Raw genomic sequence first — 24,416 nt, 5'->3', positions numbered from 1 at the left:
TGGCCGGGAGGCCGAGGGAGCAGGTCAGGTGCCGGGTAGGCCGGCTACGGCGGCGGCGGAGATGCCGACGCCGATGAGGGTGATCCCGCAGGCGGCCAGCACCGGGGCTACCCGGGTGGCCAGCTGCAGGAGGACGTGGGACTTGGCGGCGCGCGTCACGAGGGAGCGGCCGGTGAGAGCCATGAGGCCGACGGTGAAGAGCACCGCGGCGAGCCCGAGGCCGAAACAGACCACGAGGACGAGGGCGAACCCGGCCCGCCCGGCGAAGATGCCGGTCACCAGCACGAGGAAGGCCGCCGGCGAGGGCGTCAGGCCGCCGGACATGCCGAGGAGGAGGAGACCCGGGCGGGATGTGCTGGTGTGGCCATGTCCGTGGCCGTGGCCGTGGTCGTGGCCGTGCGCGTGACTGTGCGCGTGGCCGTGTCGACTCAGGTGGCGTCGCAGCAGCCAGAGCCCGACGGCGACGACGGTCAGCCCAGCCGCCAGTTGCAGTCCGGTGGTCAGTCGCTCGAGGCTGACCAGGTCCGAGAGGGAGAAGAAGGTCCAGGCGACCGCGATGGCCAGCACCGAGAGCGTGTGCATCACGGCCACCGAGAAGCCCAGCCAGGCAGCGTCGCGGACCCGGCCCCGGGAGCCGATCAGGTACGCCGCCGCGAGACTCTTGCCGTGGCCGGGAGCGAGCCCGTGCGCAGCCCCAGCCACGAAGGCGATCACCAGTGCCACCGGCACGAAACCCGGCGACTGCACCGTCTCGATCAGCCGGTCGCCGAAGGCAGCGGCTCCGAAGAGATCGACCTCGAGAAGGGCCATGGGGCCGGAGCCGAGGGGTGCCGCTGCGGTTCCGGCGCTGGTGGTGGCGTTCATGGTTCAGGCCTTTCGTCCGCGCCGGCGGTACCAGAAAGTCCCGGCCGCTCCGGCGGCCAGCAGGGCGCCCCCGACGACCGACAGTTGCAGGGCACTCCCGCCCGCAGACACCGCGGCGGCGGTCCGGGTGGACGCGAGGCGGGAACCGGTGCCCGTGCCGGCGCTGATGGTCCAGTCCGCCGACTCGTGCGTGGCGTCGTACACCGCCTTCTGCCCATCAGGGCCCCTGGCGAGCGTCCGGTAGGCCTCGTGCAGGTCGGTGAGCATCCGCGACGTCACGGTCACCGTGCTCACCGGTTCGGGGCAGGTGAACAGCACAGCGGCGCCGCCCGAGGCCAGGTCGCCAGCCACGCTGGCCTCGCCCTCGCAGGGCCGCCCGTCCTGGGTCACGCTGATCCGCTCGGTCAGGTACCCGGCGAACTCGGGAGCCCCAGCCAACGCCTCAGCGTCGGAGGCCTTGTAGATCACCGCACCGTCCAGCATCACCCGGTCCTCCGGGAGCACGCCGAGGGCGATGCCGAGCAGGGTCAGGTCATCGGTACCGCCGACAAGCCAGCGGACCCGCACACCGTGATCGCCCTCGCCTGCGACCACGATCTGCTGTGGGGCACCGAACGGATGCGCCGAGGCCGAATCCGGAACCAGCACCCCCATCAGCACCAGTACGAGTACGCCGCAGAAGCAACGCCAGGCGTGGCGTAGGGCACGGCACAGGGCAGACACAACAGACTCTCACTCGCTTGGAGATCAACCGGAAGCGCAATGACTGTTGTGGCCGCACATGACCAACGAGGTCACGGGAACTGAGCGAACCCTTACGGAGAGATTGCCGGACTACGAAACTATGAGCCCTTGTCATCGTGGGTAGCGGACGCCTTCGGCGGCTTGGAGGTCATAGGTGCGCCCGGCCACGGAGGCGCCGGTGGGGCGGTCGACGAGGATGGCCTGCACGACTCGGGTGGCGCGGCGGGCAGCAGCGCGGCTTGCTCAGGACCTTCCACCCCTCCTGGGCGGCCTCCCGATCGGTCAGGGCGGGTAGCGGTTTTTCACTGGGCGCCACCGGCGGCATATGCAGATCACGTCACGAGCGGCCGGCCACACCGGATCGCCGCGCCTGGCCGGTCTGAAGGTCTGGACGTCCGTCGACGGGGGCGGATCGTGGCAGGCCGCACAGGACGTCGACCTCGAAGGCGACGGGCGGCACGAGGTGACCGTCCGCCACCCCGAGCTGGCGGACACCAACGGGTACGTCGCCCTGAAGCTCGAAACGTGGGATGCGGCCGGCAACCGCACCACGCAGGAGATCATGAAGGCGTACGCCTTGCACCTGGGACGTCAGCGTCGACTCGACCGTCGCGCGGGCGCATCAGCACGCCGCCGGTGCCCGTACCCAACCCGAAGGGCAGAAGGAACCACCCGGAGGGTTCGACGGGGCATGATCTACTGCGCCGCCTGCGACCGACGCATGAAGGGCCAGTACAACCAGGGCACCGCCTACCACCGCTGCCGGTTCCCGGAGGAGTATGCCCTCGCCAACCAGGTCGAACATCCCAGAAACGTGTACCTGCGCGAGGACGCCCTCACCCGCCTGACTCTGGCTGGGCCCGCGCGACTGCCCCAGGCGTCCGACGGCAAACGGCCCTCGGATCTGATTCGCGGCGCCGTCCTCAGACGCCGGACGGATACGTCTCGGGCTCGGCCAGGCTGGTGGGCGGCACGCGTAGCGGTCGGACCGCCTGGGTTTCGTCGATCCAGCAGAAGGCGTCGTAGCGGTCGCCGAGCACCGTCGGTACGTAGTTGCCGATGCTCTCCCGCTCGGGGTGGTAGACGACTCCGATCGCCCGGTGGTCGAGCTCGTCGGTGAGCACGTCGGGGTTGCCGTCGCCAGGGAAGACGAACAGGGCCTGCGCGGGGGCGGCGTTGTGCAGGGCCTCCTCCAGGGAGTGCCGGCGGCCGGGTGGCACCGGCATCACCTCCATCGGCGCGCCCCAGGCGTCACCGGCCACCACCGTTCCGTGGTGGGTGCCGAAGCCGACCAGCACGACCTGGTCCGGACCGTACCGCTCCCGGGCGAGCTGGCCGATGTTGACCTCTCCGGCGTCGGCCATGTCGGTGGCGCGGGCATCTCCGACGTGGGTGTTGTGTGCCCAGACGACCGCCTTCGATCCCGGCCCGTAGTGCCGCAGCAGCCGGTCGAGGGTGTCGTCCATGTGCCGGTCGCGGACGTTCCACGACTGCCGGCCACCGCGCGCCATCGTCCGGTAGTAGCGCTCGGCCCCGGCGACGATCTCGGCGTTCTGCCAGGTCCCGAAGCGGCCCGGGCCGTCGGTCATGGCTCGCTCGCGCAGTCCGACGAGCAGGTCCACCACCTCGTTCTCGCAGTTGTTCGGCACGAATCGGGTTGCCAGCGCGTACTGCTGGGGGTCCTCGTCGTACGGCTGGAAGCAGTGGTACGCGGCCAGCGCCGCCGGCACCTGCTCCGGGTCGTGCTCCTGCAGCCAGGTGATGATCTCTCGCAGCGACTCCCACAGTGAGTACACGTCCAGGCCGTGGAACCCGGCGCGGTTGGGCTCTTCCACCCCCGCATTGCGGGTACGCAGCCAGCGGGTGAAGTCGATGATCTCCTCGTTGGCCCACATCCAGGTCGGCCAGCGCTCGAAGGTGGCGAGCGCGTCCCGCGGGTCGCTGGACGCTGCGGCCTGGCAACGGACGCTGCGGTCCACCCGGTCGCAGTCGGGCCAGTCGCCCTCCACGGCGACGAATGAGAAGCCCTTCTCCCCGATCAGCCGCCGGGTGATCGCCGCGCGCCAGGTGTAGAACTCGTGCGTGCCGTGGCTCGCCTCGCCGAGCATCACCACCCGGGCGTCCCCGATCCGGTCCAGCAGCACGTCCAGGTCGCCCGGGTCCGCCAGCGGCGCTGCCAGCCCGACCACCTCGTCGTCGTAGCGTCCCATGCTCACCCCCGCCGCGTCAGGTCCCAGCCTGCGGTCACAGCCCCTGCCGTACCCGGTTAGGCATCGGCCATGCGAGCATCCGGACCCGCGTCCCTCGACGTCCGGATGCACGTCCGGTGCGCAGCACCTTTCGAGTGTCCTGTCGGGTATGCGGTCGACGAGACCGAGGAGCGGCAGATGACGGTCAGCCGTACCGCTTCGGCCAGGGCTTCCGCTCGGTGACGCTTTTCGGCGGATCCGACTGGTTCACCGCGCCGGACGCTTACCAGGCCGAAACCAACTGCCTGGCATGCCGCCGACCGGCTGTCATCGGCGACGCGGCGTGATCAGCCCCGACTCGTACGCCCACACGACCAGCTGGGCACGGTCGCGGCAGTGCAGCTTCGTCATCGCCCGGTTGACGTGTGTCTTGGCGGTCAACGGACTGATCACCATACGCTCGGCGATCTCGTCGTTGGTCAGTCCCCGGGCGACGAGCTCGACGATCTCCTGTTCGCGGGCGGTCAGCACGTCGCGTCCGGCCGCCGGGTCAGCCGGCGGCGGGCCGGCGACGAACTCGCTGATGAGGGTACGCGTGACCGCCGGGGCCAGCAGCGCATCGCCGCGAGCCACGACGTCGACGGCCTGCAGCAGGTCGGCGGGGTCGGCGTCCTTGAGGAGGAAGCCGCTGGCGCCCGCGCGGAGTGCGGCGAAGACGTAGGAGTCGAGCCCGTAGTTGGTGAGGATGAGGACGCGGACCGCGGCGAGGTCGGGGGCAACGGCAATGCGCCGGGTGGCTTCGATGCCGTCGAGTCCCGGCATCTGCACGTCCATCAGCACGACGTCCGGCCGCAGGCGCCGCGACAGCTCGACGGCCGAAGCGCCGTCGGCGGCCTCGCCGACGACCTCCAGGTGGTCCTCGGCGTCGAGCAACGCCCGGAATCCGGCCCGCATCAGCGCCTGGTCGTCGGCGAGCAGGACCCGGATCATGCCGACTCATCCCTCCGGTCGGAGCCGCCACGATCCGTGACAGGCTGAGCTGGTGAGACCTCGCGCAAGCGCTCGGTCATGCTGGACCGCCCAGCGGGAACGTGGCCCGTACCGCGAACCCGCCGCTGTCGCGGGCGGCGGCCTGCAGCGTCCCGCCCAGCCCGGTGACCCGTTCCCGCATGCCGCGTAGGCCCACCCCCGGGGTCACCGGCCGGACCGGCGACGCCTGGCCGTCGTCGTCCACCGAGACCGTGAGCTGCGCCGGGGCGTACTCGATGTGGATCCGGGCGGTGGCGGGGCCGGCGTGGCGGGCCACGTTGGTCAGCGCCTCCTGGACCACGCGATACCCGGCCTGGTCGACCTCGGCGGGCAGGTCCCGCGGCTGACCGGTGACGGTCACCTGTACCGGTACGCCGGCCGCCCGGGTCCGCTCGGCGAGCTCGTCCACCCGGGCCAGTCCGACGCGGTCCGCGTCCGAGGGCGAGCGCAGGACGTCCAGCGTCGCCCGCAGTTCCCGCATCGCGGCGCCGCTGGCCTCCTGGATCGCCAGCAGCGCGGCTGACGGCTCCTCGTTGCGCTTGCGGGCCAGGTGCACGGCGATCCCGGCCTGCACCTTGATCACGGAGATGCTGTGGGTCAGTGAGTCGTGCAGGTCCCGGGCGATGCGCAGGCGCTCCTCTCCAGCGCGGCGCAACGCCATCTCCTCGCGGGTGCGTTCGGCCTCGATCGCCCGCTGCTCGACCTGTTCCAGGTAGGCCCGGCGCTGCCGCGCGACGAGCCCGGCGACGTTGGCCGCGAAGAACCAGCCCAGTAGTAGGGCGGTCCGCTCGGCGATCTGCTGGCTGGGCCGGTCGGCGGGCGCGGCCGAGACGTCGCGGGCCAGGAAGCCGCCGAGGAAGACGAGGCTGGCCAGAGCGGCGGCCGCTCGGTGCCCTCGCCAGGCGGCCAGGTAGACCGTGCCGAGGACGGGGAACGCGGCGTACACCCCGGCGTGCACCCGGATGTGCAGGGCCAGCATGGCGGCGGTCACCACGCTCAACGCCACCACCGGGTAGCGCCGGCACACGGCCAGGGTCGCCGCCATGACCAGGACCAGGGCGACGTCGATCGCCCGCACCGGTGCGGCGTCCGGCGCGAGCGCGGCGTTGCCGAGCAGGAGGCCGCCGAGGGCGAGGCCGCTGAGGGCGTACGGCAGATCGCGGCGCATGATCGAACTGTAGAGCGGCCGTCATCAGGGAGCATCCCCCGTCCGCGGTAGATGAGGCGTACTGCGGACGCGGTATCGGCGGCCGGGCAAGTGCCTGCGGCGGCACGACGTTTTCCCGGCCCGCCGCGGCGAGCATCGAACCCATGACATACCGCTTCTTCACCCCGGTTCCCGCGAAGGCCGCGACCGGTCTCACCGCGGAGGTCTACCGGCAGCTGCGGGACGAGTTCCTCGGGCCGGTGCCCACCTTCCAGGCGCTCTCGGCCGTGCCGGAGGTGCAGGCCGCGGCGTGGGCGCTGATGCGCGAGGCCCTGCTCGCCGGGGACGCTTCCCGGGTCGACCGCGAACTCGTCGCGTCGGCGGTGTCCCGGGCCAACCGCTGCCGGTTCTGCGTCGACGCCCACGTGATGCTGCTGCACGCCCTCGGCGAGCACGAGCTGGCCGAGGTCATCGCCCGGGGCGGCACGCCACCGGAGCCGAGGCACGCCGAGCTCGTCGGCTGGGCCGAGGCCAGCCGGAGTCCCCGGGCCGCCGCCTGGACCAGCCCGTACCGCCCCGAGGTCACCGGCACCCTGCTCGCCTTCCAGTTCATCAACCGGATCGTCTCGGCGCTGCTCGACCCGGATCTGCTGCCCGGCGGCCTGCAGCGCTCCCCGCTGGTGCGGTCGGTCGGGGGCCGGCTCTACGCCAGGGTGGCCCGGGAGCCGAAGGAGCCCGGTCGCAGCCTGCCGCTACTCGACGCCGGCGCGACGGCGCCACCGGTCTGGGCCGGGGACAGCCCGGTCGGCGTCGCGTACGCGTCGCTGAAGGACGCCGCCACGCGAGGCGGGGACCTCCTGGGCGACGTGGCTCGCCGGACCGTCACGGCCACGGTGCGGTGGGAGGACGGACGGTACCCGGCCCGGCCCGCGGACTGGGCCGTCGATCTGGTCCGGGACGTGCCCGGCACGGACCGCGTCGGCACGCGGATAGCGCTGCTGGCGGCGTTCGCGCCCAGCGCGATCAGCCCGGGCGACGTCGGCCTCTGGCGGCTCTCCCATCCGGACGACGCTGACCTCGTGCGGCTGGTCGCGTACGGCGCGATCACGGCCACCGATCACGTCGCGCAGGCACTGTCCCCGGCTCACCACTAGGAGCTCACCATGCGCAAGGCATTCGTCATCGTCAGCGCTCTGTCGCTCGCCGCGTTCGCCCTGCAGTTCATCTTCGCCGCCGTGGGCGCGTTCACGAAACCCGCGGGCGACGACGCATATGCGCTGCACAGCGTCAACGGGATGGTGGTCATCCCCGTGCTCACCCTGGTCACCATCCTGTTCGCCGTGCTGGCGAAGGCGCCGGGCCGGACCGTCGGGCTGGCGGCCCTGCCGCTCGGCCTGGTCGTCGTGCAGGCGCTCATCGCCGGGCTCGCGAACGGGTCCACCGACGCCGCGGGCGCCAGCACCCCGTTCGGCCTGACCATCGCCGGGCTGCACGCGCTCAACGGCATCATCGTGGTGCACGTGGTGGTCAGCGTCCACCAGGCAGCGCGGAGGCTGGCCAACCTGCCGGCGACCGACGTCGCCCCGGTGGCCGTCCGGGAAGGGGAGCCGGCATGACCACCGGCTCGCTGCTCGCGGCCGACCTGGTGATCGCGGTCCTCGCGGCCGCCGGGTGGCTGGGCGGCGGCGCCGCGTCGGCCGCCCGGCGCCGGCCGCTCGCACTGGGACTGGCCGCCTTCGCGCTGCTCGCCACGCTCGCCCGGGCGATCACGATCACCGCGCTCGCCCGCGCCGGCTGGTGGTTCGCGGCGGAGAAGGTCCTCGTCGCCGCCCCACTGTCACTCGCGGCGGTGGTCGTCGCCGGGCCGCGGCTGCTGCGGGCCCCGGGCGACATCCGCTCCGTCGCGGTCCCGCTTCTCTTCGCCGGATACGCCGGAAGCGGCGGCCTGCTCGTGACGGTCCTGCACGGCTATCCGGCGTCGGCGGGAGTCGGACTGCTGGCGGTCGCCGGGGTCGTCGCGGCGACCGCGGTCACGTGGCGCGCTCTCGGCGCACGCCCGTCGCCGACGGTGTCGAGGGTGGCCCTCGCGGTGGCGGTCGCGGCGCTGGTGACCGGGACCGGGCTGGCCGTCACTCCGGACGCCGCTCCCGGCGTACCACATGATCACCGATATCGGGATGCGCCGACCGCTGGCGAACCGACCAGGCGGTTCACACTGACGGCCGGGACCGCCACGGTGAGCGTGAGCGGCAGGGACGTCGAGGCGTGGGCGTTCAACGGGCAGGTTCCCGGGCCGGAGTTGACCGCCACCGTCGGCGACGTCCTCGAGGTGACGCTGCGCAACCGGGACATCGGGCGGGGGGTCACGCTGCACTGGCACGGGTACGACGTGCCGAACAGCCAGGACGGGGTGCCCGGCGTGACGCAGGCGACGGTGCTGCCCGGACAGGAGTTCGTCTACCGGTTCCGCGCCGACCAGGTCGGGACGTACTGGTACCACACGCACGCGGTATCCGACATCGGCGTACGGAAGGGGCTCTACGGTGTCCTGGTGGTGCGCCCGGCGCCGGTGACCGGCGTCGACGTCACCGTGCCGGTGCACACCCTTTCCGGCCTTCCGCTGCCCGCACCGAGAACGGAGCCGGTCGAGGCGGGGGTGCCCGTGCGGCTGCGGCTGATCAACACCGACAGCACGACCCACCGGTACGCCTTGGCCGGGACCCCGTTCCGGGTCGCCGCGATCGACGGATCCGACCTGCGGGGCCCGACGCCGCTCGTGGACACCGCGGTGATGATCCCGGCCGGGGGACGCTACGACCTGGTGTTCACCGCGCCCGCCACGCCGGTGGCGCTGTTCGTCGACGGACGCGAGGTCTACTCGACCGGACCGGTGTCGGCGGCGACCGGCGCATGGCCGGTGCTGGATCCGCTCAGCTACGGCGTCGCCTCTCCGGTGCCGTGGTCCCGGTTCGACAAGGAGTTCACCCTCGTCCTCGACCGCGGCCTCGACCTGCGCGGACTGCTTCCGCGGTACGCCCACACCGTCAACGGCGCGGCCGAGCCCGACATCCCGCCTCAGGTCGTACGCCTCGACGACATCGTCAGGTTCACGATCGTGAACCGGTCCCAGGTCGTGCACCCGTGGCACCTGCACGGGCATCACGTCCTGGTGTTGACCCGCAACGGAAAACCGGCGACCGGGAGTCCCTTGTGGCTGGACTCCTTCGACGTGCGCCCCGGCGACGTCTGGGAGGTGGCGTTCCGGGCCGACAACCCCGGGATGTGGGCCAACCACTGCCACAACCTGGCGCACGCCGACGCCGGGATGACGCTGCACCTGATGTACTCGTGACATTGGCTGTGAACCCACGGTGACCGCGGCAGGTGACTCGACGGCGCGGTAGGACGCTCCTCGTCCCTGCTGACAGCCCGGGCGGTCCCGCCACCGGCTGAGCCGGGCCCTGGACGTCACGTCGCCCGGCTGGCTGACCGGTCGAGGCCGCGGGCCCGCTCATGCGGCGCCAGGGCGGGCGCCCACCAACCAACCGTCGCCGAGGACGACGGAAAAGGCGGCGCTTCCGGTCCGGCGGGCGGTCTCTGCGTCCATCCGCCAACGATGCCGCCCCGGGTACCGACGTCCCTGCGGGCAAGACACGCGCTTTCCGCCCGATCACCACACCGAGGCTCTCCGCTGCGGGGTGAAGCAGGTGCGTGCCGTCACCGTTGAAACGCGGCCGTCCCGGTCGGGGCGGCCCGCACCGGCGCCAGCACGGCCGAAAGATCCGGAGTTCATCGTTGTTGGGGTGTGGAGACGAGCCCTTGTTCGTATGCGGAGATGACGAGCTGTGCGCGGTCGCGGGCGTGCAGCTTGGACAGGAGGCTGCCGATGTGGGTCTTCACGGTTCCCATCGAGATGCTGAGGGCCTGAGCGATTTCCTGGTTGGACAAACCACGGCCGACGAGCGTGAGCACTTCGTTCTCTCGATCGGTGAGTACGCTCTGAGTCCGCGCTGCTCTCGGCGCGGACTGGGCGAGGTAGTGCTCCACGAGACGGGTGAGGATGCTCGGGGCGAACAGCGACTCGCCACTATGGGTGCGCCGTATCGCGTCGATGAGCTGGCCAGGTTCGGCGTCTTTGAGGAGGAAGCCACTGGCTCCGGCTCGGAGTGCGGCGTGAACGTACTCATCCAGCTCGAACATGCTGAGCACGAGGATGCGGATACTGGTCAAGGCAGGGTCGGCGGTGATGCGGCGGGTGGCGTCGATGCCGTCACCGCCGGGCATACGGATGTCCATGAGCACGACGTCAGGGCGCAGTTGCCTGGCACGGGCGACGGCCGCCTCGCCGTTGTCCGCCTCGTCGGCGACAACGAGGTCGGGTGCGCTGTCGATGATGAGCCGGAGGCTGTGGCGGATGAGGGGTTGGTCGTCGACGACGAGCACTTGGACGGGCATGGTCATCGGCGTCCCGCTCGGTCAGTGGTCTCGGGCAGGCGTGCGGTGACTCGGTACCCGTGGCCGGCGCGTTCGGCATGCAAGCTACCGCCCAACGCGCCGACGCGCTCGCGTAGACCTGCCAGGCCCGCCCCGGCGCCGGGGTGGGGCACCCAGCCGGGGATGGGCCCGTCGTCGGCGACCGTGGCGATGATCGCGTCATCGTCGCGATGAACGGCGATGTGGGCGCCCGTGGGCCCGGCGTGCCGGGCGGTGTTGGCGAGGGCCTCGCGCACGATCGCGCACACGGTGAGCTGCACGCCTGCGGACATCTCGCCGATGTCGCCGATGTCGAGGGTCACGGTAACTCCGCTGGTGAGGGCGGCGTGCACGATGCGGGGAAGGTCGTCCAGGGTCTCGGCGGGTCGCAGGGGCGCGTCGTCGCCGGGGGTGCGCAGCACCATGAGCAGCCGGCGCAACTCGGTGGTGGCCTGGCGGCCGGCGCGTTCGATGTCGGTCAGCGCGGCTACGCGTTCCGCGTCACCGGCCGGCCCGGTGAGGGTGCGTGCGGCGGCGGCACGGACGGTGATGAGTCCGAGCCCGTGGGAGGCGAGGTCATGCAGGTCGCGGGCGATGCGCAGCCGCTCGGCGTGCGCGGCCCGTTCGGCCGCCCAGGCGGTCAGTTCGTCCTCGTAGATGCGCCGCTGCCGGCGGGTGCGCAGCAGCGCCCACGCCAGCACCGAAACAGCGCAGCCGGCGGCGGCGAGCAGGACGGCAAGGGTTCCGGCCGGCCGGCTCATGCCGATGGTCGACAGCGCGAGGACAAGGGTCGCGAGCAGGAGGGCGGCGATCAGCCACACGCGTGAGCGCAGCACGGGCCGATCGGTGGATTCCACTTGTCCAAGTCTAGGTTTCTGGCCGTCCGCGCACATCAGACCCGGGTCTGACAGACCACCGTCAGAGGATCACGGCGAAGTCCCGACTCGGGGCCGATGCCTGCGCGACGTGATCGGTCTGAGATGTTGGTCATGCTCTTGGTCGAACAACTCGTCAAACGCCACGGCTCCCGCACCGTTCTCGACCACGTCGGCTTCGAGGCGCGCCCGGGGCGGGTGACCGCGTTCCTTGGCCCGAACGGCGCGGGTAAGTCCTCCACGCTGCGGATCCTGCTCGGGCTGGACCGCGCCGATGGCGGCAGTGCCCTCGTCGGCGGCCGCCCGTACCGGAGCCTGCGTAATCCGCTCCGCACGGTCGGGTCGATGCTCGACGGCTCCGGCGCGCACCGCTCCCGCACGGCACGGAACCACCTGGTCTGGGTGGCGCGCAGCAACGGCATCCCGCGCCGCCGCATCGGGGAAGTGTTGGAACAGGTCGGACTGGCCGACGCCGGCAGGGCCCGCGTCGGCCGGTACTCGCTGGGCATGGGTCGAAGGCTCGGGCTTGCGACGGCGCTGCTGGGCGAGCCGGAGGCGCTCGTGCTGGATGAGCCGGTCAATGGCCTGGACCCGGAGGGCATCCGCTGGGTTCGCGGGCTGCTGCGCCGTCATGCTGACGCCGGTGGCACCGTGTTGCTGTCCAGCCACCTGATGGGTGAGGTCGCAGGACTCGCCGATGATCTCGTCGTCATCGCCGGCGGTCGGATCGTCAAGGCCGGGACTCTGGCGGAAGTGACTGTCGGGTACGGCAGCCTGGAGGACGCCTTCTTCGCCCTCACCGGCGGCGGAAGCGGGGTCGGGCGATGAACGCATGGAACATGCTTGCAGCGGAGCTGCGGAAGACCGCGACCCTGCCCGCCGCGTGGGCCGGGGTTGCGGTGGCGCTGCTCGGATCGGTCGCGATCACGCTACTGAACGCCTTCTCGACTCGTGCCGCGCTCGACGCGAGCCAGCCGGAGACGCGAGGGTTCACCTCCCCGTTCGAGACGGCGTTCGCCGCGATGCCGCTGGGCACCGTCGGCGCGGTCGTCATCGGGGTCATCGTCTTCAGCAGCGAGTACACGGCCAACAGCACCGATGCCGGCGGCGGCCGGCAGATCACTGCGGCCCTGACCGCATCCCCGCGCAGGGTGGGTCTGCTCACGGCGAAGGCGGCCACCATCGTCGTGTTCGTCGCAGTGGTCGCCGCAGTCACCCTGCCCATCACCGTCGGCATCGCACGGGCCGTCATCGGCCAGGCCGGAACCGAGACCGTTACGCTCGACGAAGCGGTGACGCGCTGTATCGGCGGCACCCTCTACTGGACTCTCACCGGGCTCATCGCGTTTGCGATCACGGTGCTCACCCGCAGCGGCATCATCCCGCTCATCGTTCTCATCGTGAACAGCTCTGTCGTGTCGTTCTCGCTGCTGCTGACGAACCTCACTCCGCTCGCGCACTGGCTTCCCGACATGGCCGGCCGCAGGCTCTTCGGCGGCCTCTACACCGTCGAGGGCGGGCTGGACGCCGTGCCAGGCGCGCTCGTCATGGGTGGCTGGACACTCGCCCTGCTCATCGTCGCCGCAGTCGTCTTCCGCCGCCGAGACGCGTGAATCTCGTGCTCATCGGAAACGTCACCACGGCCGAGCTCGACAAGCTCCGCACCCTGCCCGCAACGACGCTCACCGTCATCGGCACGATTCTCACCGGCATCGCGATCGCCGCAGCCCTCGCCGCCTCCGCAGCCGATCAGGGCGCGCAGGCATCAGCCATCGACATCACCCTCCAGACGATGCCGTTCGTGCAGGCAGGGTTCGTTCTGCTGGGCATCCTGCCCGCCACGCACGAGCACGCCGGCCGCCAGCTCCGCACGACCCTCACGTCCGTGCCGAACCGTGGCCTGCTGGTCACCGGCAAGACGGTTGCCGCGTTTCTCGTCGTCGCCGTCACGGCGGCAGTGAGTATCGGCGCAAGCCTCGCCGCCGCCACGGTAACGCAGCATCTGACAGACGCCCCGCCTCCTGTAGACGGCGAGCCCTGGCTCCCTGCCGGCGCGGCGGCTCACCTCACGCTGATCGGCCTGCTCTCCCACGCCGTCGCGTTGCTCGTGCGACACCTCGTGCCCGCACTCGTCGGAACGCTCAGCCTCGTGCTCATCGTCTCTCCCGTGCTCGCCGGGGTCACCGAACACGCCCGCTGGCTCCCCGACCGCGCCGTCGCACAGCTCTACGACAACACGGACACCGTACTCACCCCAGGGTCCGGCGCTCTCATCGCCCTCGCGTGGATCGTCCTAATCATGAGCATCGCGACCGCACGATTCATCCGGCACGACCCATGAATGCTATGGCTACGGTCGCGCTCGCGTCGGCAGGGTTCCTGGGATCTGGGACTCGGATCCCACCAGCAATCTTCCGGCCAGCGCTGCCTGCTCCGGGACCTCTTCGGCGAACCCGAAGAGGTCCCGGAGGCGACTCAACGTGCGTGAGTTTCAAGGTCTTGCCGATCGTCATCGGCGGCGGGGCATTGGTTCGTGTCTCCCGGACACACGCCAAACCCCAACGCCGACGGACGTATATGGACGCTCCTCCTGCTATTCGGCGAAGGGTCAACAGCCTGAGCTGTCTTCGGTGAAGTAGCCGTTCACCGTCGCGAGCGTGTGGTCGTAGCAGGCGTCTCCGTGCAGCTGGTAGCGCTGGCGGGAGGTGCCCGTCGCGTGGCGGTCGGGGCGTGGGACGCCGAGGGTCCAGCTCGCCGTGCCGGTGAACGTGTCGTCGAGCGTCCAACGGCTGGACGGGCCCGATCCAACGGTCGAGTGGATTGCGGCGTCGGTCGCCGTCAACGTCGTGGTGACGCGGTTCTCCGCGGAGACGCTGATCGAGCCGTCGATGGCATACCGTGCATTGTTGACGGTCACTGAGGGCTGGTGACCGGCGGCGACGACGGTGGAGTTGTCGGTCCACTCCGCCTTGAGCGCGTCGGGGTTTTCCTGCGCACCCCACGTGTGGCGCGAGGTGTTCCCGACCGTGCGATGCACGTTGTAGGTCACGCGGCCGTGCGAGGTCTGCACGTAGCCGTTGGCCGTAAACTCGTGTGCCGCCGTGACGTTGACCTCGTTCGGGCTTGTCGTCACCGACATGCCCAGATCGGACACGCGCGAGGCGAGCAGGGCGCCGGTCACCTGGGTGGAGTTGACGTCACGCCATGCGAGGAAGTTCGTCGGCACCTCCCAGCCGCTCTGTCCGGCCGAGACACCGAGCACGCGCACGCGCACCTGAGGCGGTTTGCCGTCGGTGAGTTGGCCGACGAACGGGCTAAGGTCATAGGCGATGGGCATGACGTTGAAGGCGCGTGGGGCTGGTACGGCATACCAGAGGAATGGGTTTGACCAGCCACCGGTGTAGATGTGCGGGTAGGGCATGGCGATGCCCGCGACGGTGCCGTCGACGAGCACCTCACGGTAGGGGCCGCTGTCCGCGGGGCAGGAGTAGCCGGTGGACGAGGGAGCGGTGAGGTACCAGAACTCCTCGCAGCCGCCGCCGGAGCCAGTCGCGTAGACTTCGGCGACCAGGCGCTCGGTATTGCGGGCGACCGTCACGCTACCCGTCCTATCCGGACCCTCGCTGGTGACGCCGGTGAATGGCAGCACGTCGTCCGGGGTTCCCGTGGGCCTGCTGCCGGGGTAGAACGTCAGGTCCACCTGGATGTCCAGGATGCCCGTGTAGGTGTCGTCGACGACGTTGCCGAGCCACATCGTCACCTGCTGGGGCCCCGCCAGCAGGTCAGAGTATGCGGTCACATCCTTTTCGACCGTCCACGCGATACCGTCGGCCGAAGGCTCCGGAGTGGACGTCTTGAAGATGGTTGTATCCCCGAGCGCTAAGCGGCCCAATCGGTCGAACTGACGGCCCTTCACCGCGCCGTGCAACGTCAGCACCACCATCTGCCACGGACCGGCACACTCAGCGGGCGGGGCATACGAGCCGACGAAAGGGTCGAAATTCACGAACTCGTTGTTGACAATTCGGACGGTGCACGAGGGCCCGCCGGGCTTGGCGATCGGCGGAGTGGCCGTGCGCGGGTCGTCCCAATCGGTGCCGAACTCTGGGGGTGGGGTGGCGGCGTGTGCGGCAGATCCGGCCCCTAGCAGCAGGACCATTGCCGCGGCACCAGCGGTCGCAAATCGTCTCATAGTTTAGGATTGTAGGTCGGCTGGCCCGAAAACCGGATTGGTGTCGAATCTGAGGTGTATTCATACTGTTCAACACCGCAATCCAGTCGAGCTCGGCAAGCAGGGTGATCGTTTGAGCGTTGGCGCGGTCTTCGCGGATGCAGGTACGGCGACATGGAGCCGCGCAACGCACCCGGCCTAACGACCTGTGCACGGTTGCGAGCCTTTGAGTGTCGATGATCGCTGTTCGCGTCATGGTTGGTGCTGCGGTCATGATGAATCGTCGGATGACTGGGCTGTCCCGGCAGGTGATTGAGGGCTTGGCCGGGCTCGTCGACCTCCTCCTGCACGCGCCGCTCCAGGTCCAGGATCTCGCCGGCGCCGGCCACCAAGCACTGGGCGCCGAAACCCGCGGAGCCGTGATCACCCCGAGGCCCAAACCGCGTAAACGTCAGACATCGCTGCCTGCGAGCGTCGCCGCCGCGCACGACGCAGCCCGCAGACGGCACCCCTCACAACGCATTCGCGTCGAGCACGTCACCGGACACCTCAAGAACTGGCGGATCCTGGGCCGCCACCACGGGCGACGCGAGAACTTCGACGCCACCATCCGTGCCATCGCCGGCCTGCTGTCCGACCACCAGCACAACGACCGCACCGAGCACACCGCCCGGCCGCTCAAGGCCCTACCAGCCAGACCCAAAGCCGGTGAAGGCAGTTCTTCGCCGCGGGTGATGTCTCGCCCAACCGTGCACGGGTCGTTGTCCATGCCGGGGTGAGAGTCCGGAGCCCGAAGCTTCCGGGCAGCGGACAACCAGTGGGTGGCCCACTTCGGCAACCAAGGGGCTACGAACTGCCCGTGTGGTGGCCGCTACGGGCCGCGTGGGTGAGGTAGCAGAGGCGTTTCCCTTGCGTCCTTTCTTCTTGACAGCTTCATCGACCGTGGTCGAAACTTTTGCGCACATGACAACGCTGTCTCGCCATGGGCGAGCCTGAACATCTAGACCCCAACCCCAGACCACCGACGGGGCAAACGCATCTACGAACTGCGCGTCCACGGTCAGGCATTGCCCCGCCGAGGGGCCTGGCGCCGCCGCCAGGCCCCTCGACCCTCGCCGCCGACAGTTGGAGCAGATATTGACAAACGTGATCATCTAAGGCGTAGCGCCTTGAGCTGCTGAACTCGTGTCCACAATGCACGACAAGGTCTGGTAACCGCACCTTTGGCCAGCGCTTGCCCGCTGCGGGCGCATCTATAGCGAGTGGTATTCGGCCGTATTCAAACCAGGGCTACGGGTAAAGTGAGGCTGGCATGCTTATCGATGGGCAGACCCTGCGCGCCGAGCGAGCGAAGGCGGGGATTTCGATGCGGGGCATGGCGCACCGTACCGGGATCTCCTACAGCCACCTGTCCAACGTGGAGCGTGGTGATCGGGCGGCCACTGCGACGGTGGTAAAGGCGTACCAGCGCGCGCTGGCCGATAAGGGCCACGTCCTGGATGTGGGAGGTGAGGACGTGCAACGCCGAGAAGTGCTTGAGTTGCTGCGCGATGCCGGTGTCGGTCTGCTGGGCGCCGTTCCCGCGCTGGCCGCTGTCGAATCGATCCGCACCGGTCTGCATGACGCAGTCGGCCGCCGCTCCCGCGCCGAGTGGTGGCGGCAGGCAATAGCAGACTACGGCGCCAGCCACTATCTGGCTCCCCCCGCGCAGATGCTGCGTGATCTGCTCGCCGACGCGGCTGTGCTCGAGAAGCATGTTGCCGACGGTGCCGATGCCGATCGACGCGACCTGTTGCGCTCGGCGGGATACCTGGCCGGCGTCACCGCGCTGGCATGGTCGAACATGGGCGAGCGCCGCCAATCCCGCCGCTGGTGGCACACCGCCATTGACGCCGCAGATCAATCCGGGGACCCGGCCGCGCAAGTGTGGGTGCGCGCGTGGGCGGTGACCAACGGGCCTAACGTCGGCCGCCGGCCAGGCGAAGCCCTTACCCTGGCGCAGGAGCGGCTAGGCGAGCACCTTGCCCCGAACAGTGCGTCCTGCGTGCTGCTGGGAGGACTGGCGCAGACCCAGGCCGACCTCGGCGACCCGGTGGCTCTGACGACGCTGCGGCATCTGGCCGATCTCACCGAGCGTGTCCCCAGTGAGGTTGCCGCCGATCGGGGATCATTGTTCGGCTGGCCGGAGGTCCGGCTGCGGTACGCCGAGTCGTATGTGTACACCGCCCGCCGGGACACCACAGCCGCCTACGCCGCCCAGGACCGCGCCCTGAGCCTCTACGACACGGACCTGCCGCGCGACCGGGCCAAAATCATGCTGCACCGAGCCCGCTGCCTGGTCATCGACGGCGACATCACCGGCGGCACCGCCTACGCCACCAGCGTGCTCGACGACCTGGACGCTACCGTGCGCTTCGAAAGCGTCAACGTCGCCGCCAAGGCAGTAATCGCTGCAGTGCCACCCCGCGCCCGCAAGCTGGCCGCGGTCACCGCGCTGCATCACAGATTGACGGTCGGATGACCGCATCGGACATCACCGCGGCGGGCAGGCCGACCTGCACCCGCACCGCGAGCAGCTATTCGCCGTCTTCCGCGAAAAAGACGTTTTTGCTCGGGACGGCCAGGCGGTGATCCCGCGTCGGGATGACGGTGCCGTCGACGATGGTGATCTGGTCGACCCGACGCCGGCGCCCCGGCGCCAGAGCGAGCAAGGGGCCCGACGGCGTCGATGACCCGATGCGCGGCGGGGTGCGACACCCTGAGCTCATCAGAGTCTTCCGATGCTCGATCCTGTCCAGGTTGTCGAGCCGGGAGGGCAACGCTACTTCGAGCCGAGCAAACCCCTGTTGAGCCTCTCCCCGCCCTGGGCGACGCCTGGGACTGCGCAGGCCAAAACAGATCCACACGATCAGCGTGGGCAGCCGATGAGAGAGCGACAGCCCGGGCGCCTGGGCCGAGGCTCGCCAGACACCGGTCATAGGGCAAGTGAACAAGTAGCCGATGAGCGGGAGCCTGGTCGGAACTGCTCAGACGACATCCGCGCCTGCCTCCCCTCGATGACGATCACGTAAGGTCGAGCCATGATCGAATCCCAACGCGAAGCCGTACCGCGGAACGACGGTGGCGAGCTCGACACCGCCCTCGCCTTCCTGTCCTTCGCTCGATCATGCGTGCTGAAGAAGGTCGCGGGCTTGAACGAGGAGCAACTGCGGCGCCGCCTGGTCGTTTCCGACACCACGCTGCTGGGCCTGGTCCAGCACTTGACCGACGCCGAACGGTACTGGTTCGGCTACACGGTCGCCGGCGACCCGCGCTACGCCGACCTGGACTTCGACATGGTGGTCGAGCCAGACCGGTCCCCAGATCAGATCATCGCCGGCTACCGCGCTGCGATCGCCGAGAGCGACACCCACATCAGCGCAGCCGCTGGCCCGGACGTCCTCACCGCGCAGCCGGTCGGTGACGCGCCTCGTACGCTTCGCTGGGTGCTCGCCCACATGACGAGCGAGACCATCCGGCATGCCGGTCACGCCGACATCCTGCGGGAGCTTATCGACGGCGCCACCGGTCGGTAAGAGATCGCGACTCGGGGCCGTACCCCCCGTCCGGTGCTATACAGCGTCGTCGAGCGCGCGGAGACCACGGCCCGACGGGTCGGCCAGGTGACGGTGAGGAGCGCACTGATCTGCCGCGAGCGCGCGCTGACAGGGCGCGTTGTGCTCGCCGCTGGCGACTGGCGTACGGGCAGGATTGACTACGAGTCTTGGACGAGGAAACACCCGTGCCGGCCGTCGGTGGAGATGAACGCGAACGCCACCGGTGCGGCGCCGAGGTTGAGGTAGAACGGTTTCCAGTTCGCATCGAGGCGCAGTAGGGGCCGCCACGGCCCGCTCTTGGGCCAGTCGTGCTCGTTGAGCATCAGCGCCGTCCCGCCGATCTTGTCCTGGTCCAGTGCCTGGAAGTAGCGGTCCCGTTCGTCTGGCGGCAGCGCCATGTAGGCGTCGTACGGCAGGTGCTCGGGGTCCTCGCCGCGGACCAGCTCGACGGTGTACTCCGCCGGCGACCCGTCGCCGTGGTAGAGGGTTGGGCCGCTGGTCAGTGGGCTGGTCGACCCGTCGAAGACGCCGCCGGGCTGGATGATGACGGCGTTCTCGCCGCCGTCGGGGAAGATGACGTCCGGGTCGAAGTGCTCCACGTCGCTGCCGTGGTCGCCATGGGTGACAAACACGTAGGCCAGCCGCCCCGGGCCGGCACCGGCGAGCTCGGGCTCCAATGCGATCTGGCAGACGAACCGCATCGGGGTGTCCCAGCCTTGGCTGACCGGCCACTGCGGTCCGGTGAGCCAGACGGGCTGACCGCCGAACTTGGTGACCGGCTCGGTCACCGGTGCCTTGGCTTGGTGATAGTTCGCGATCCGCCATACGGCAGCCATGGCGGCGACCGTAGCAGATAGCCCCAGCACCCGGCCCGCAGCCAATCGTGACAGCGCTGGTCGTGTGATGGCGGGTCGACAGCGATGATCGCCGCCCAGAACTGTCGCGTGCTGTCGCTGGTCGAAACGCGGAATGAAGCGGGTTTATGGTGGCTGGATGCTTGACCTGAGCAGGCTAGACCTGGAGGAGATCGCTACCGCGCTCGAGGACCAGACCGACTACGAGCACCGATGGCTGATCAACCCGCAGACCGGCGAGATCGTGTTCTGGACGACGGACGGCGGCATCGACGGACACGCGCCCGTCGAACTTGACGACCTCGACCTGGTGGGCATCGATCCGCTGCCGTCCTACGTCTGGTACCAGGACATGGCCGGCTTCGCTGAGAGGATCAGTGACGCGGCGGCCGGCCGTCGACTCGCGCGAGCTATCCAGGGCCGGGGTGCCTTCCGGCGGTTCAAGAACGAGTTGCACGAGGAGTATCCGCACCTGCTGCCGGCGTGGTACGCCTTCCGCGAGGTTCGCGCAAGGCGGCGGGCGGTTGAATGGCTGGTCGACAACTCGCTGGTCGACGAGGAAGCGGGCGAGCGTTTCGCGGCCGAGCACCCGGATCCCGACCTTCCCTGAGCGGGCGTCCACGCCGCGACTTCCTGTACGACGAACGCACGGATCTGCCGCAGATGGCGCGTGGCTCGTTGGCTACGGGCCTGACGGTCGGCGCAGCCACGTCGGCATGGCGTCTTCGCGACTCATCTGTTCGAGTCCGTCGAGCATCTCGGTCAGCCACTGCCCCGTGATGCCGTCTTCGCCCGAGACGAACATCCCGTCTTCGGGATGTTGGGTCAGGACTACCGAAATGTCTACATGCGGTCCGTAGAACAGGTGCACCTCAGCTTCGACTCGCGGCCCGGACATACGAAGGATCCAGGTGGGGTCCATGCCCGGCGCATCGAGCGGACCCTCGAGCTCGAGGTCCAGCGATGCTGCGTGCGCATCGGCCCAGGACCGTAAGGGTGCGTCCGAGTTCGAGGTCTCGGCTCTCGAAAGGCTCATCGGCAGGCACGTCCCGGGGCGGCACACCGAAAACTAGCGCCGGACAGCGTCCTGTCGATGGTGGGGCACTCCAACATCCGGCCAACTCTCGTGCCGACGTCCGGGCGCGCAGCCAGCCGGGAGCCGTCACGCCCCGTGGCCGGCACTCCACGTCGGCCAACGCCCGGAAACTGCCGAAAGTAGTGCGCGTGCGGCGATCGACAGCATGGCCATCTCGTTGTGCTGCTGCCCTGGCTCGCCGCATTTGATGCGGCTCAGGAAAGTCCATGCAACGGCTCAGTCGGCCTGATGCCGGCTCGATGGGTTTGCTGGGGCTCTGCCCGGCGCCCGGCACTGCTCGGCGCGCTGCCAACGACGCAGCGGCTCTGCGGCGATTCCCAGCCTCGACGCTACGGCCTTGATCGCCTCGTGCTTCGACTCGTCTCCCCGGGGCTCGTCTGGCAGCCGCAACGTGCGCTTGCGGAACTGCGGTGAGCTGACCAGGCGCTCGCCGCACCCCTGCCGTACGCGGACGCAAGGGTGCGGCGAGTGAGCACGCGGCGTCGCCGTGGTCAGCCGCGCCGGTGTTGTGGTAGCAGCAGGCTGACTATCGCGATAGCTAGGCCGATCCCGGCTGCCATGAGGAAGACCAGGTTGTAGCCGGCGGCGAGGGCGGCAGGAGATCCGGCGTCGGCGGCGTCTGTTCCGGCCTTGGCGCTGGCGGCTGTGGCGAGTACGGCTAGGGCCAACGAGCCGCCTATCTGGCTGGCGGTGTTGGCCAGGCCGCCGATGATGCCCGCGTCGCCTTCGGGTACGTCGGCGGTGGCCGCGGCCATGAGGGTGGGGAAGGTCAGGCCGATGCCGACGGCGATGAGCAGCGTGGGTCCGAGCACGCTCGTGACGTAGTCGCTGTCGGTGTCGGCCTGGGCGAGCCAGCCGAAGCCGGCGAGGAAGCAGGCGCTGCCGGCCAGTACCAGAGGGCGTACACCGGTTCGGGGCAGCAGGTTGGCGGCGAATCGCGCGATCACCACGAACGTCACCGCCGCGGGTGTCTGCCCGAGCCCGGCTTCAAGTGCGCCGTAGCCGAGTGCGTTCTGCATGAAAAGCGACGTGAAATACCACATCGCGATGGCGATCCCGCCGAACAGCAGCAGCATGCCGTTGCTGACGGCCACGGTCCGGATCGTGAACAGCCGCAGGGGCATCATCGGCTGGGCGGCGAAACGCGCCTCCACCACGGTGAAGGTGGTGAGCAGGAGCAGGCCCGCCACGGCTGGCCCGAGAACCCGCACGGACGTCCAGCCATGGTCGGCGCTTTGCATGACTCCGTAGATCAGCGCGGCCAGTCCAGCCGTTCCCGTGACCGCGCCGGTGAGGTCGAGCGATTCCCGCCGGCTGGCTCGTGTGCCGACCAGCGACATCATGGCCAGTGCGATCAGCACGGCGCCGATCGGTACGTTGATGAGGAAGACCCACCGCCAAGACAGGCCAGTGGTGATGGCGCCGCCGGCGAGCGCGCCGGCCATCCCGCCCACACCGCCCGAGGCGGACCATGCGCCGAACGCCCGGGCCCGTGCCTGCGGCTCGGTGAAGTAGGTGTTGATCACGGCCAGCGTCGCCGGGGCCAGCATCGCGGCGCCCACGCCCTGCGCGACGCGGGCCCCCACCAGGATCTCGGGAGCGGTTGCCAGGCCGCCGACCAGACTTGAGGCGGAGAACAGGAACAGCCCGGCGACCAGCATCCGGCGCGGGCCGAACAGGTCAACGGCGCGGCCACCCAGCAGCATGAAGCCCGCGAAGGTAAGCACGTAGCCATTCACCACCCAGGCCAGGCCGGTGGCGGTGAAGCCGAGATCCCGCTGGACCGAGGGCAGCGCGACGTTGACGATGGACACGTCCAGGATCACCATGAACTGGCAGGCACACGCCAGCGCCAGGACCGTCCAGGAGGATCCGGCCTGCAGCCTGGCCCGCTGAGTTGCGGTGCTGGTGCTTGTCATGACTTCTCTCCTTGCTAACCCGCCGCTCACGCGGTCCGGCAGGCTGCTTCGGCCAGGGCTCCGTGGCTGTTCCCGTTGCCCACGGCGGCATCGGCGACGACGTGATCCCCCAGCAACTGGAGCGTGATCTTGGCCAGCCGAAGTCCCTGGTACCTGGCCGCTTCCAGCGCCGCGGCATCGGGGCCGTCTCCGTTCGGGCTGGTCACATGCGACGTGCCGTAGGGGTTGCCACCGGCGGCGTACACGACCGGATCGGTGAATCCGGGCGGGACGATGAGCGACCCCCAGTGGTAGAAGACGTTGCCCAGCGACAAGATCGTGGCCTCGCTGCCGCCGTGCCGGTTGAACGCTGAGGTGAAGGCCGTCACCGGCTTGTTGGCCAGCTTCCCCTCCTGCCACAGACCGCCGGCCTGGTCGATGAACTGCTTCAGCTGCGCGGCCGGCGCGCCGAACCGCGTCGGTGTCCCGAACGCGTACGCGTCGGCCCACGCCAGGTCCTCAAGTGAGGCCTGGGCAATCGACGCCGTCGCCTCGGCGTGCCGCCGCCACTGCGGGTTCTGGTCGATCGCGCTGTCGGGTGCTAGCTCGGCGACCTGCCGCAGCCGCACGACGGCCCCGGCCGAGGCGGCACCCTCGGCGACGGCCTGCGCGAGTGCGTGCACACTGCCTGTCGCGCTGTAGTAGATGACAGCGACCTTCACGGTCATGTCCGGCTCCTCGGTGTTGCTAGAATTAGTTACGCGCATAATGTTATGCGCGTAACTAACCTGTCAAGGAGAGCCCGTGGACTTCGCGTACGCCGACGCCCTCAACCAGGCCATCCGCCTGCTGAGCCTGCGCCACCGGGCCAGGGCCGCCGCGTTGCTGGCCCCGCTCGGCCTGCACCCCGGCCAAGAGGCGCTCCTGCTCGAACTCGACCGGACCGGTCCGAGAATCCAGGCCCAGCTCAGCGAGGCGCTCGGCTGCGAACCGCCCAGCGTCACGCTCATGACCCGCAAGCTCGAAGCCTCCGGCCACATCCGCCGCGAACCCGCCCCCTTCGACAAGCGCGCCAGCATCGTCGAACTCACCGACAGCGGCAAGGCACTCGCCGACCATGTCAAGCAGCTATGGCACGCTCTGGCGGAGGAAACCGTGACCGGCCTGCCCGCCCAGACCGTGGCCGAACTACCCGCCATCCTCAACACCATGACCGGCAACGTCGACACCAGGCGCCCGGCCACCCACACAGCCGCCGACACGGTATAGCTGTTCAGACGGTTCGGCTCGTCGCGGTCGCGCCCGTTGCCGCCGCCGGCACCTCCTGGGTCGTCGTCACGCTTTTCGGGGACCGACATCGGACTCTCGCTGTGGGCCCTGCTCGAGCTCCTCTTCCCCGGGACGATCGGCATCCACGGTCTCCTCGAGTACCCGATCCATCACGACACCGACTTCGACACGTTCGAGAACTGGGGCGCGG

At 69.7% G+C, this 24,416-nt stretch carries 23 protein-coding genes and 2 pseudogenes; 12 read left to right on the top strand and 13 right to left on the bottom strand.

The features are described 5' to 3' along the window. Positions 1-24 precede the first annotated feature (24 nt). Positions 25-810 (bottom strand): cobalt transporter, encoded by a 786-nt coding sequence (locus ABT006_RS23950; RefSeq protein ID WP_350709747.1) that lies wholly within the window; start codon positions 808-810, stop codon positions 25-27. 57 nt (positions 811-867) lie between these two features. Further along, the gene (locus ABT006_RS23945; protein ID WP_350709745.1) at positions 868-1,518 is read right to left on the bottom strand and encodes a hypothetical protein; all 651 of its coding nucleotides are present in this window, start codon (positions 1,516-1,518) and stop codon (positions 868-870) included. A gap of 671 nt (positions 1,519-2,189) precedes the next feature. On the opposite strand from ABT006_RS23945, the pseudogene ABT006_RS23940 reads away from it, so the two are divergent. Next, positions 2,190-2,288: pseudogene (locus ABT006_RS23940) on the top strand (IS5 family transposase); the annotation flags it as partial. Positions 2,289-2,531: 243 nt separating this feature from the next. Here the strand turns inward: ABT006_RS23940 and ABT006_RS23935 are convergent. From ABT006_RS23935 to ABT006_RS23925, 3 genes are all read right to left on the bottom strand, one after another. Further along, positions 2,532-3,818: an erythromycin esterase family protein gene (locus ABT006_RS23935; protein WP_350709743.1), complete on the bottom strand. Its 1,287-nt coding sequence runs from the start codon at positions 3,816-3,818 to the stop codon at positions 2,532-2,534. Between the two features lie 306 nt (positions 3,819-4,124). Further along, positions 4,125-4,787, bottom strand: a complete 663-nt coding sequence (locus tag ABT006_RS23930; protein WP_350709741.1) for a response regulator — start codon at positions 4,785-4,787, stop codon at positions 4,125-4,127. A 76-nt stretch (positions 4,788-4,863) separates the two neighbouring features. Further along, positions 4,864-5,994: a sensor histidine kinase gene (locus ABT006_RS23925; RefSeq protein ID WP_350709739.1), complete on the bottom strand. Its 1,131-nt coding sequence runs from the start codon at positions 5,992-5,994 to the stop codon at positions 4,864-4,866. A gap of 143 nt (positions 5,995-6,137) precedes the next feature. Here ABT006_RS23925 and ABT006_RS23920 point away from each other — a divergent pair, with 143 nt between their 5' ends. The 3 genes from ABT006_RS23920 to ABT006_RS23910 are packed head-to-tail and all read left to right on the top strand — an operon-like array spanning position 6,138 to position 9,325. Further along, positions 6,138-7,127, top strand: a complete 990-nt coding sequence (locus ABT006_RS23920) for a carboxymuconolactone decarboxylase family protein (RefSeq protein ID WP_350709737.1) — start codon at positions 6,138-6,140, stop codon at positions 7,125-7,127. A gap of 9 nt (positions 7,128-7,136) precedes the next feature. Then, entirely contained in the window at positions 7,137-7,589 is a 453-nt protein-coding gene (locus ABT006_RS23915; protein WP_350709735.1) for a DUF6220 domain-containing protein, read from the top strand. Next, complete coding sequence (locus ABT006_RS23910; protein ID WP_350709733.1) at positions 7,586-9,325, top strand: multicopper oxidase family protein; 1,740 nt, start codon at positions 7,586-7,588, stop codon at positions 9,323-9,325. The genes ABT006_RS23915 and ABT006_RS23910 overlap by 4 nt, the downstream gene beginning before the upstream one ends. A gap of 437 nt (positions 9,326-9,762) precedes the next feature. Here ABT006_RS23910 and ABT006_RS23905 read toward each other — a convergent pair whose 3' ends face one another. Further along, the gene (locus ABT006_RS23905) at positions 9,763-10,428 is read right to left on the bottom strand and encodes a response regulator (RefSeq protein WP_350709847.1); all 666 of its coding nucleotides are present in this window, start codon (positions 10,426-10,428) and stop codon (positions 9,763-9,765) included. Positions 10,429-10,430: 2 nt separating this feature from the next. Then, positions 10,431-11,303 carry a sensor histidine kinase gene (locus tag ABT006_RS23900; protein WP_350709731.1) on the bottom strand — a complete coding sequence of 291 codons (873 nt, stop codon included), beginning with the start codon at positions 11,301-11,303 and terminating at the stop codon, positions 10,431-10,433. 96 nt (positions 11,304-11,399) lie between these two features. Between ABT006_RS23900 and ABT006_RS23895 the strand changes: the two genes are divergently transcribed. Genes ABT006_RS23895 through ABT006_RS23885 form a run of 3 tightly spaced genes read left to right on the top strand, consistent with a single transcriptional unit; the run spans position 11,400 to position 13,662 of the window. Continuing rightward, on the top strand, positions 11,400-12,149 hold the full coding sequence (locus tag ABT006_RS23895; protein WP_350709729.1) for an ABC transporter ATP-binding protein: 750 nt from the start codon (positions 11,400-11,402) through the stop codon (positions 12,147-12,149). Beyond that, on the top strand, positions 12,146-12,934 hold the full coding sequence (locus ABT006_RS23890; protein ID WP_350709727.1) for a hypothetical protein: 789 nt from the start codon (positions 12,146-12,148) through the stop codon (positions 12,932-12,934). Before ABT006_RS23895 ends, ABT006_RS23890 begins: the two co-directional genes overlap by 4 nt. After that, positions 12,931-13,662, top strand: a complete 732-nt coding sequence (locus ABT006_RS23885; protein WP_350709725.1) for a hypothetical protein — start codon at positions 12,931-12,933, stop codon at positions 13,660-13,662. Before ABT006_RS23890 ends, ABT006_RS23885 begins: the two co-directional genes overlap by 4 nt. 267 nt (positions 13,663-13,929) lie before the next feature. Here the strand turns inward: ABT006_RS23885 and ABT006_RS23880 are convergent, their stop codons facing one another. Next, positions 13,930-15,480: a peptide-N4-asparagine amidase gene (locus ABT006_RS23880; protein ID WP_350709723.1), complete on the bottom strand. Its 1,551-nt coding sequence runs from the start codon at positions 15,478-15,480 to the stop codon at positions 13,930-13,932. A gap of 242 nt (positions 15,481-15,722) precedes the next feature. Between ABT006_RS23880 and ABT006_RS23875 the strand changes: the two genes are divergently transcribed. Together ABT006_RS23875 and ABT006_RS23870 are read left to right on the top strand one after the other, a co-directional pair. Then, positions 15,723-16,271, top strand: a complete 549-nt coding sequence (locus ABT006_RS23875) for a hypothetical protein (protein ID WP_350709721.1) — start codon at positions 15,723-15,725, stop codon at positions 16,269-16,271. 533 nt (positions 16,272-16,804) lie between these two features. After that, positions 16,805-18,013 carry a helix-turn-helix domain-containing protein gene (locus ABT006_RS23870; protein WP_350709719.1) on the top strand — a complete coding sequence of 403 codons (1,209 nt, stop codon included), beginning with the start codon at positions 16,805-16,807 and terminating at the stop codon, positions 18,011-18,013. Between the two features lie 82 nt (positions 18,014-18,095). On the opposite strand, the pseudogene ABT006_RS23865 reads toward ABT006_RS23870, so the two are convergent. Then, positions 18,096-18,249: pseudogene (locus ABT006_RS23865) on the bottom strand (IS5/IS1182 family transposase); the annotation flags it as partial. A gap of 323 nt (positions 18,250-18,572) precedes the next feature. Here ABT006_RS23865 and ABT006_RS23860 point away from each other — a divergent pair. Next, entirely contained in the window at positions 18,573-19,067 is a 495-nt protein-coding gene (locus ABT006_RS23860) for a DinB family protein (protein WP_350709718.1), read from the top strand. Between the two features lie 179 nt (positions 19,068-19,246). Here the strand turns inward: ABT006_RS23860 and ABT006_RS23855 are convergent, their stop codons facing one another. Continuing rightward, positions 19,247-19,924 carry a YwqG family protein gene (locus ABT006_RS23855; protein ID WP_350709716.1) on the bottom strand — a complete coding sequence of 226 codons (678 nt, stop codon included), beginning with the start codon at positions 19,922-19,924 and terminating at the stop codon, positions 19,247-19,249. A gap of 157 nt (positions 19,925-20,081) precedes the next feature. Here ABT006_RS23855 and ABT006_RS23850 point away from each other — a divergent pair, with 157 nt between their 5' ends. Then, positions 20,082-20,552 (top strand): UPF0158 family protein, encoded by a 471-nt coding sequence (locus ABT006_RS23850; RefSeq protein ID WP_350709714.1) that lies wholly within the window; start codon positions 20,082-20,084, stop codon positions 20,550-20,552. A 72-nt stretch (positions 20,553-20,624) separates the two neighbouring features. Here the strand turns inward: ABT006_RS23850 and ABT006_RS23845 are convergent, their stop codons facing one another. The 3 genes from ABT006_RS23845 to wrbA form a co-directional block, all read right to left on the bottom strand. Beyond that, positions 20,625-20,978, bottom strand: a complete 354-nt coding sequence (locus ABT006_RS23845; RefSeq protein ID WP_350709713.1) for a hypothetical protein — start codon at positions 20,976-20,978, stop codon at positions 20,625-20,627. A 551-nt stretch (positions 20,979-21,529) separates the two neighbouring features. Then, positions 21,530-22,957, bottom strand: a complete 1,428-nt coding sequence (locus ABT006_RS23840; protein WP_350709711.1) for an MFS transporter — start codon at positions 22,955-22,957, stop codon at positions 21,530-21,532. A gap of 26 nt (positions 22,958-22,983) precedes the next feature. Continuing rightward, entirely contained in the window at positions 22,984-23,664 is a 681-nt protein-coding gene (gene wrbA / locus ABT006_RS23835; RefSeq protein ID WP_350709709.1) for an NAD(P)H:quinone oxidoreductase, read from the bottom strand. A gap of 76 nt (positions 23,665-23,740) precedes the next feature. Here wrbA and ABT006_RS23830 point away from each other — a divergent pair, with 76 nt between their 5' ends. Beyond that, on the top strand, positions 23,741-24,205 hold the full coding sequence (locus ABT006_RS23830; protein ID WP_350709707.1) for a MarR family winged helix-turn-helix transcriptional regulator: 465 nt from the start codon (positions 23,741-23,743) through the stop codon (positions 24,203-24,205). Positions 24,206-24,416 lie beyond the last annotated feature (211 nt).

Source organism: Micromonospora sp. NPDC002717, from assembly GCF_040295705.1.
GTDB lineage: Bacteria > Actinomycetota > Actinomycetes > Mycobacteriales > Micromonosporaceae > Micromonospora.
This window is presented reverse-complemented; position numbering and strand designations above follow the sequence as displayed.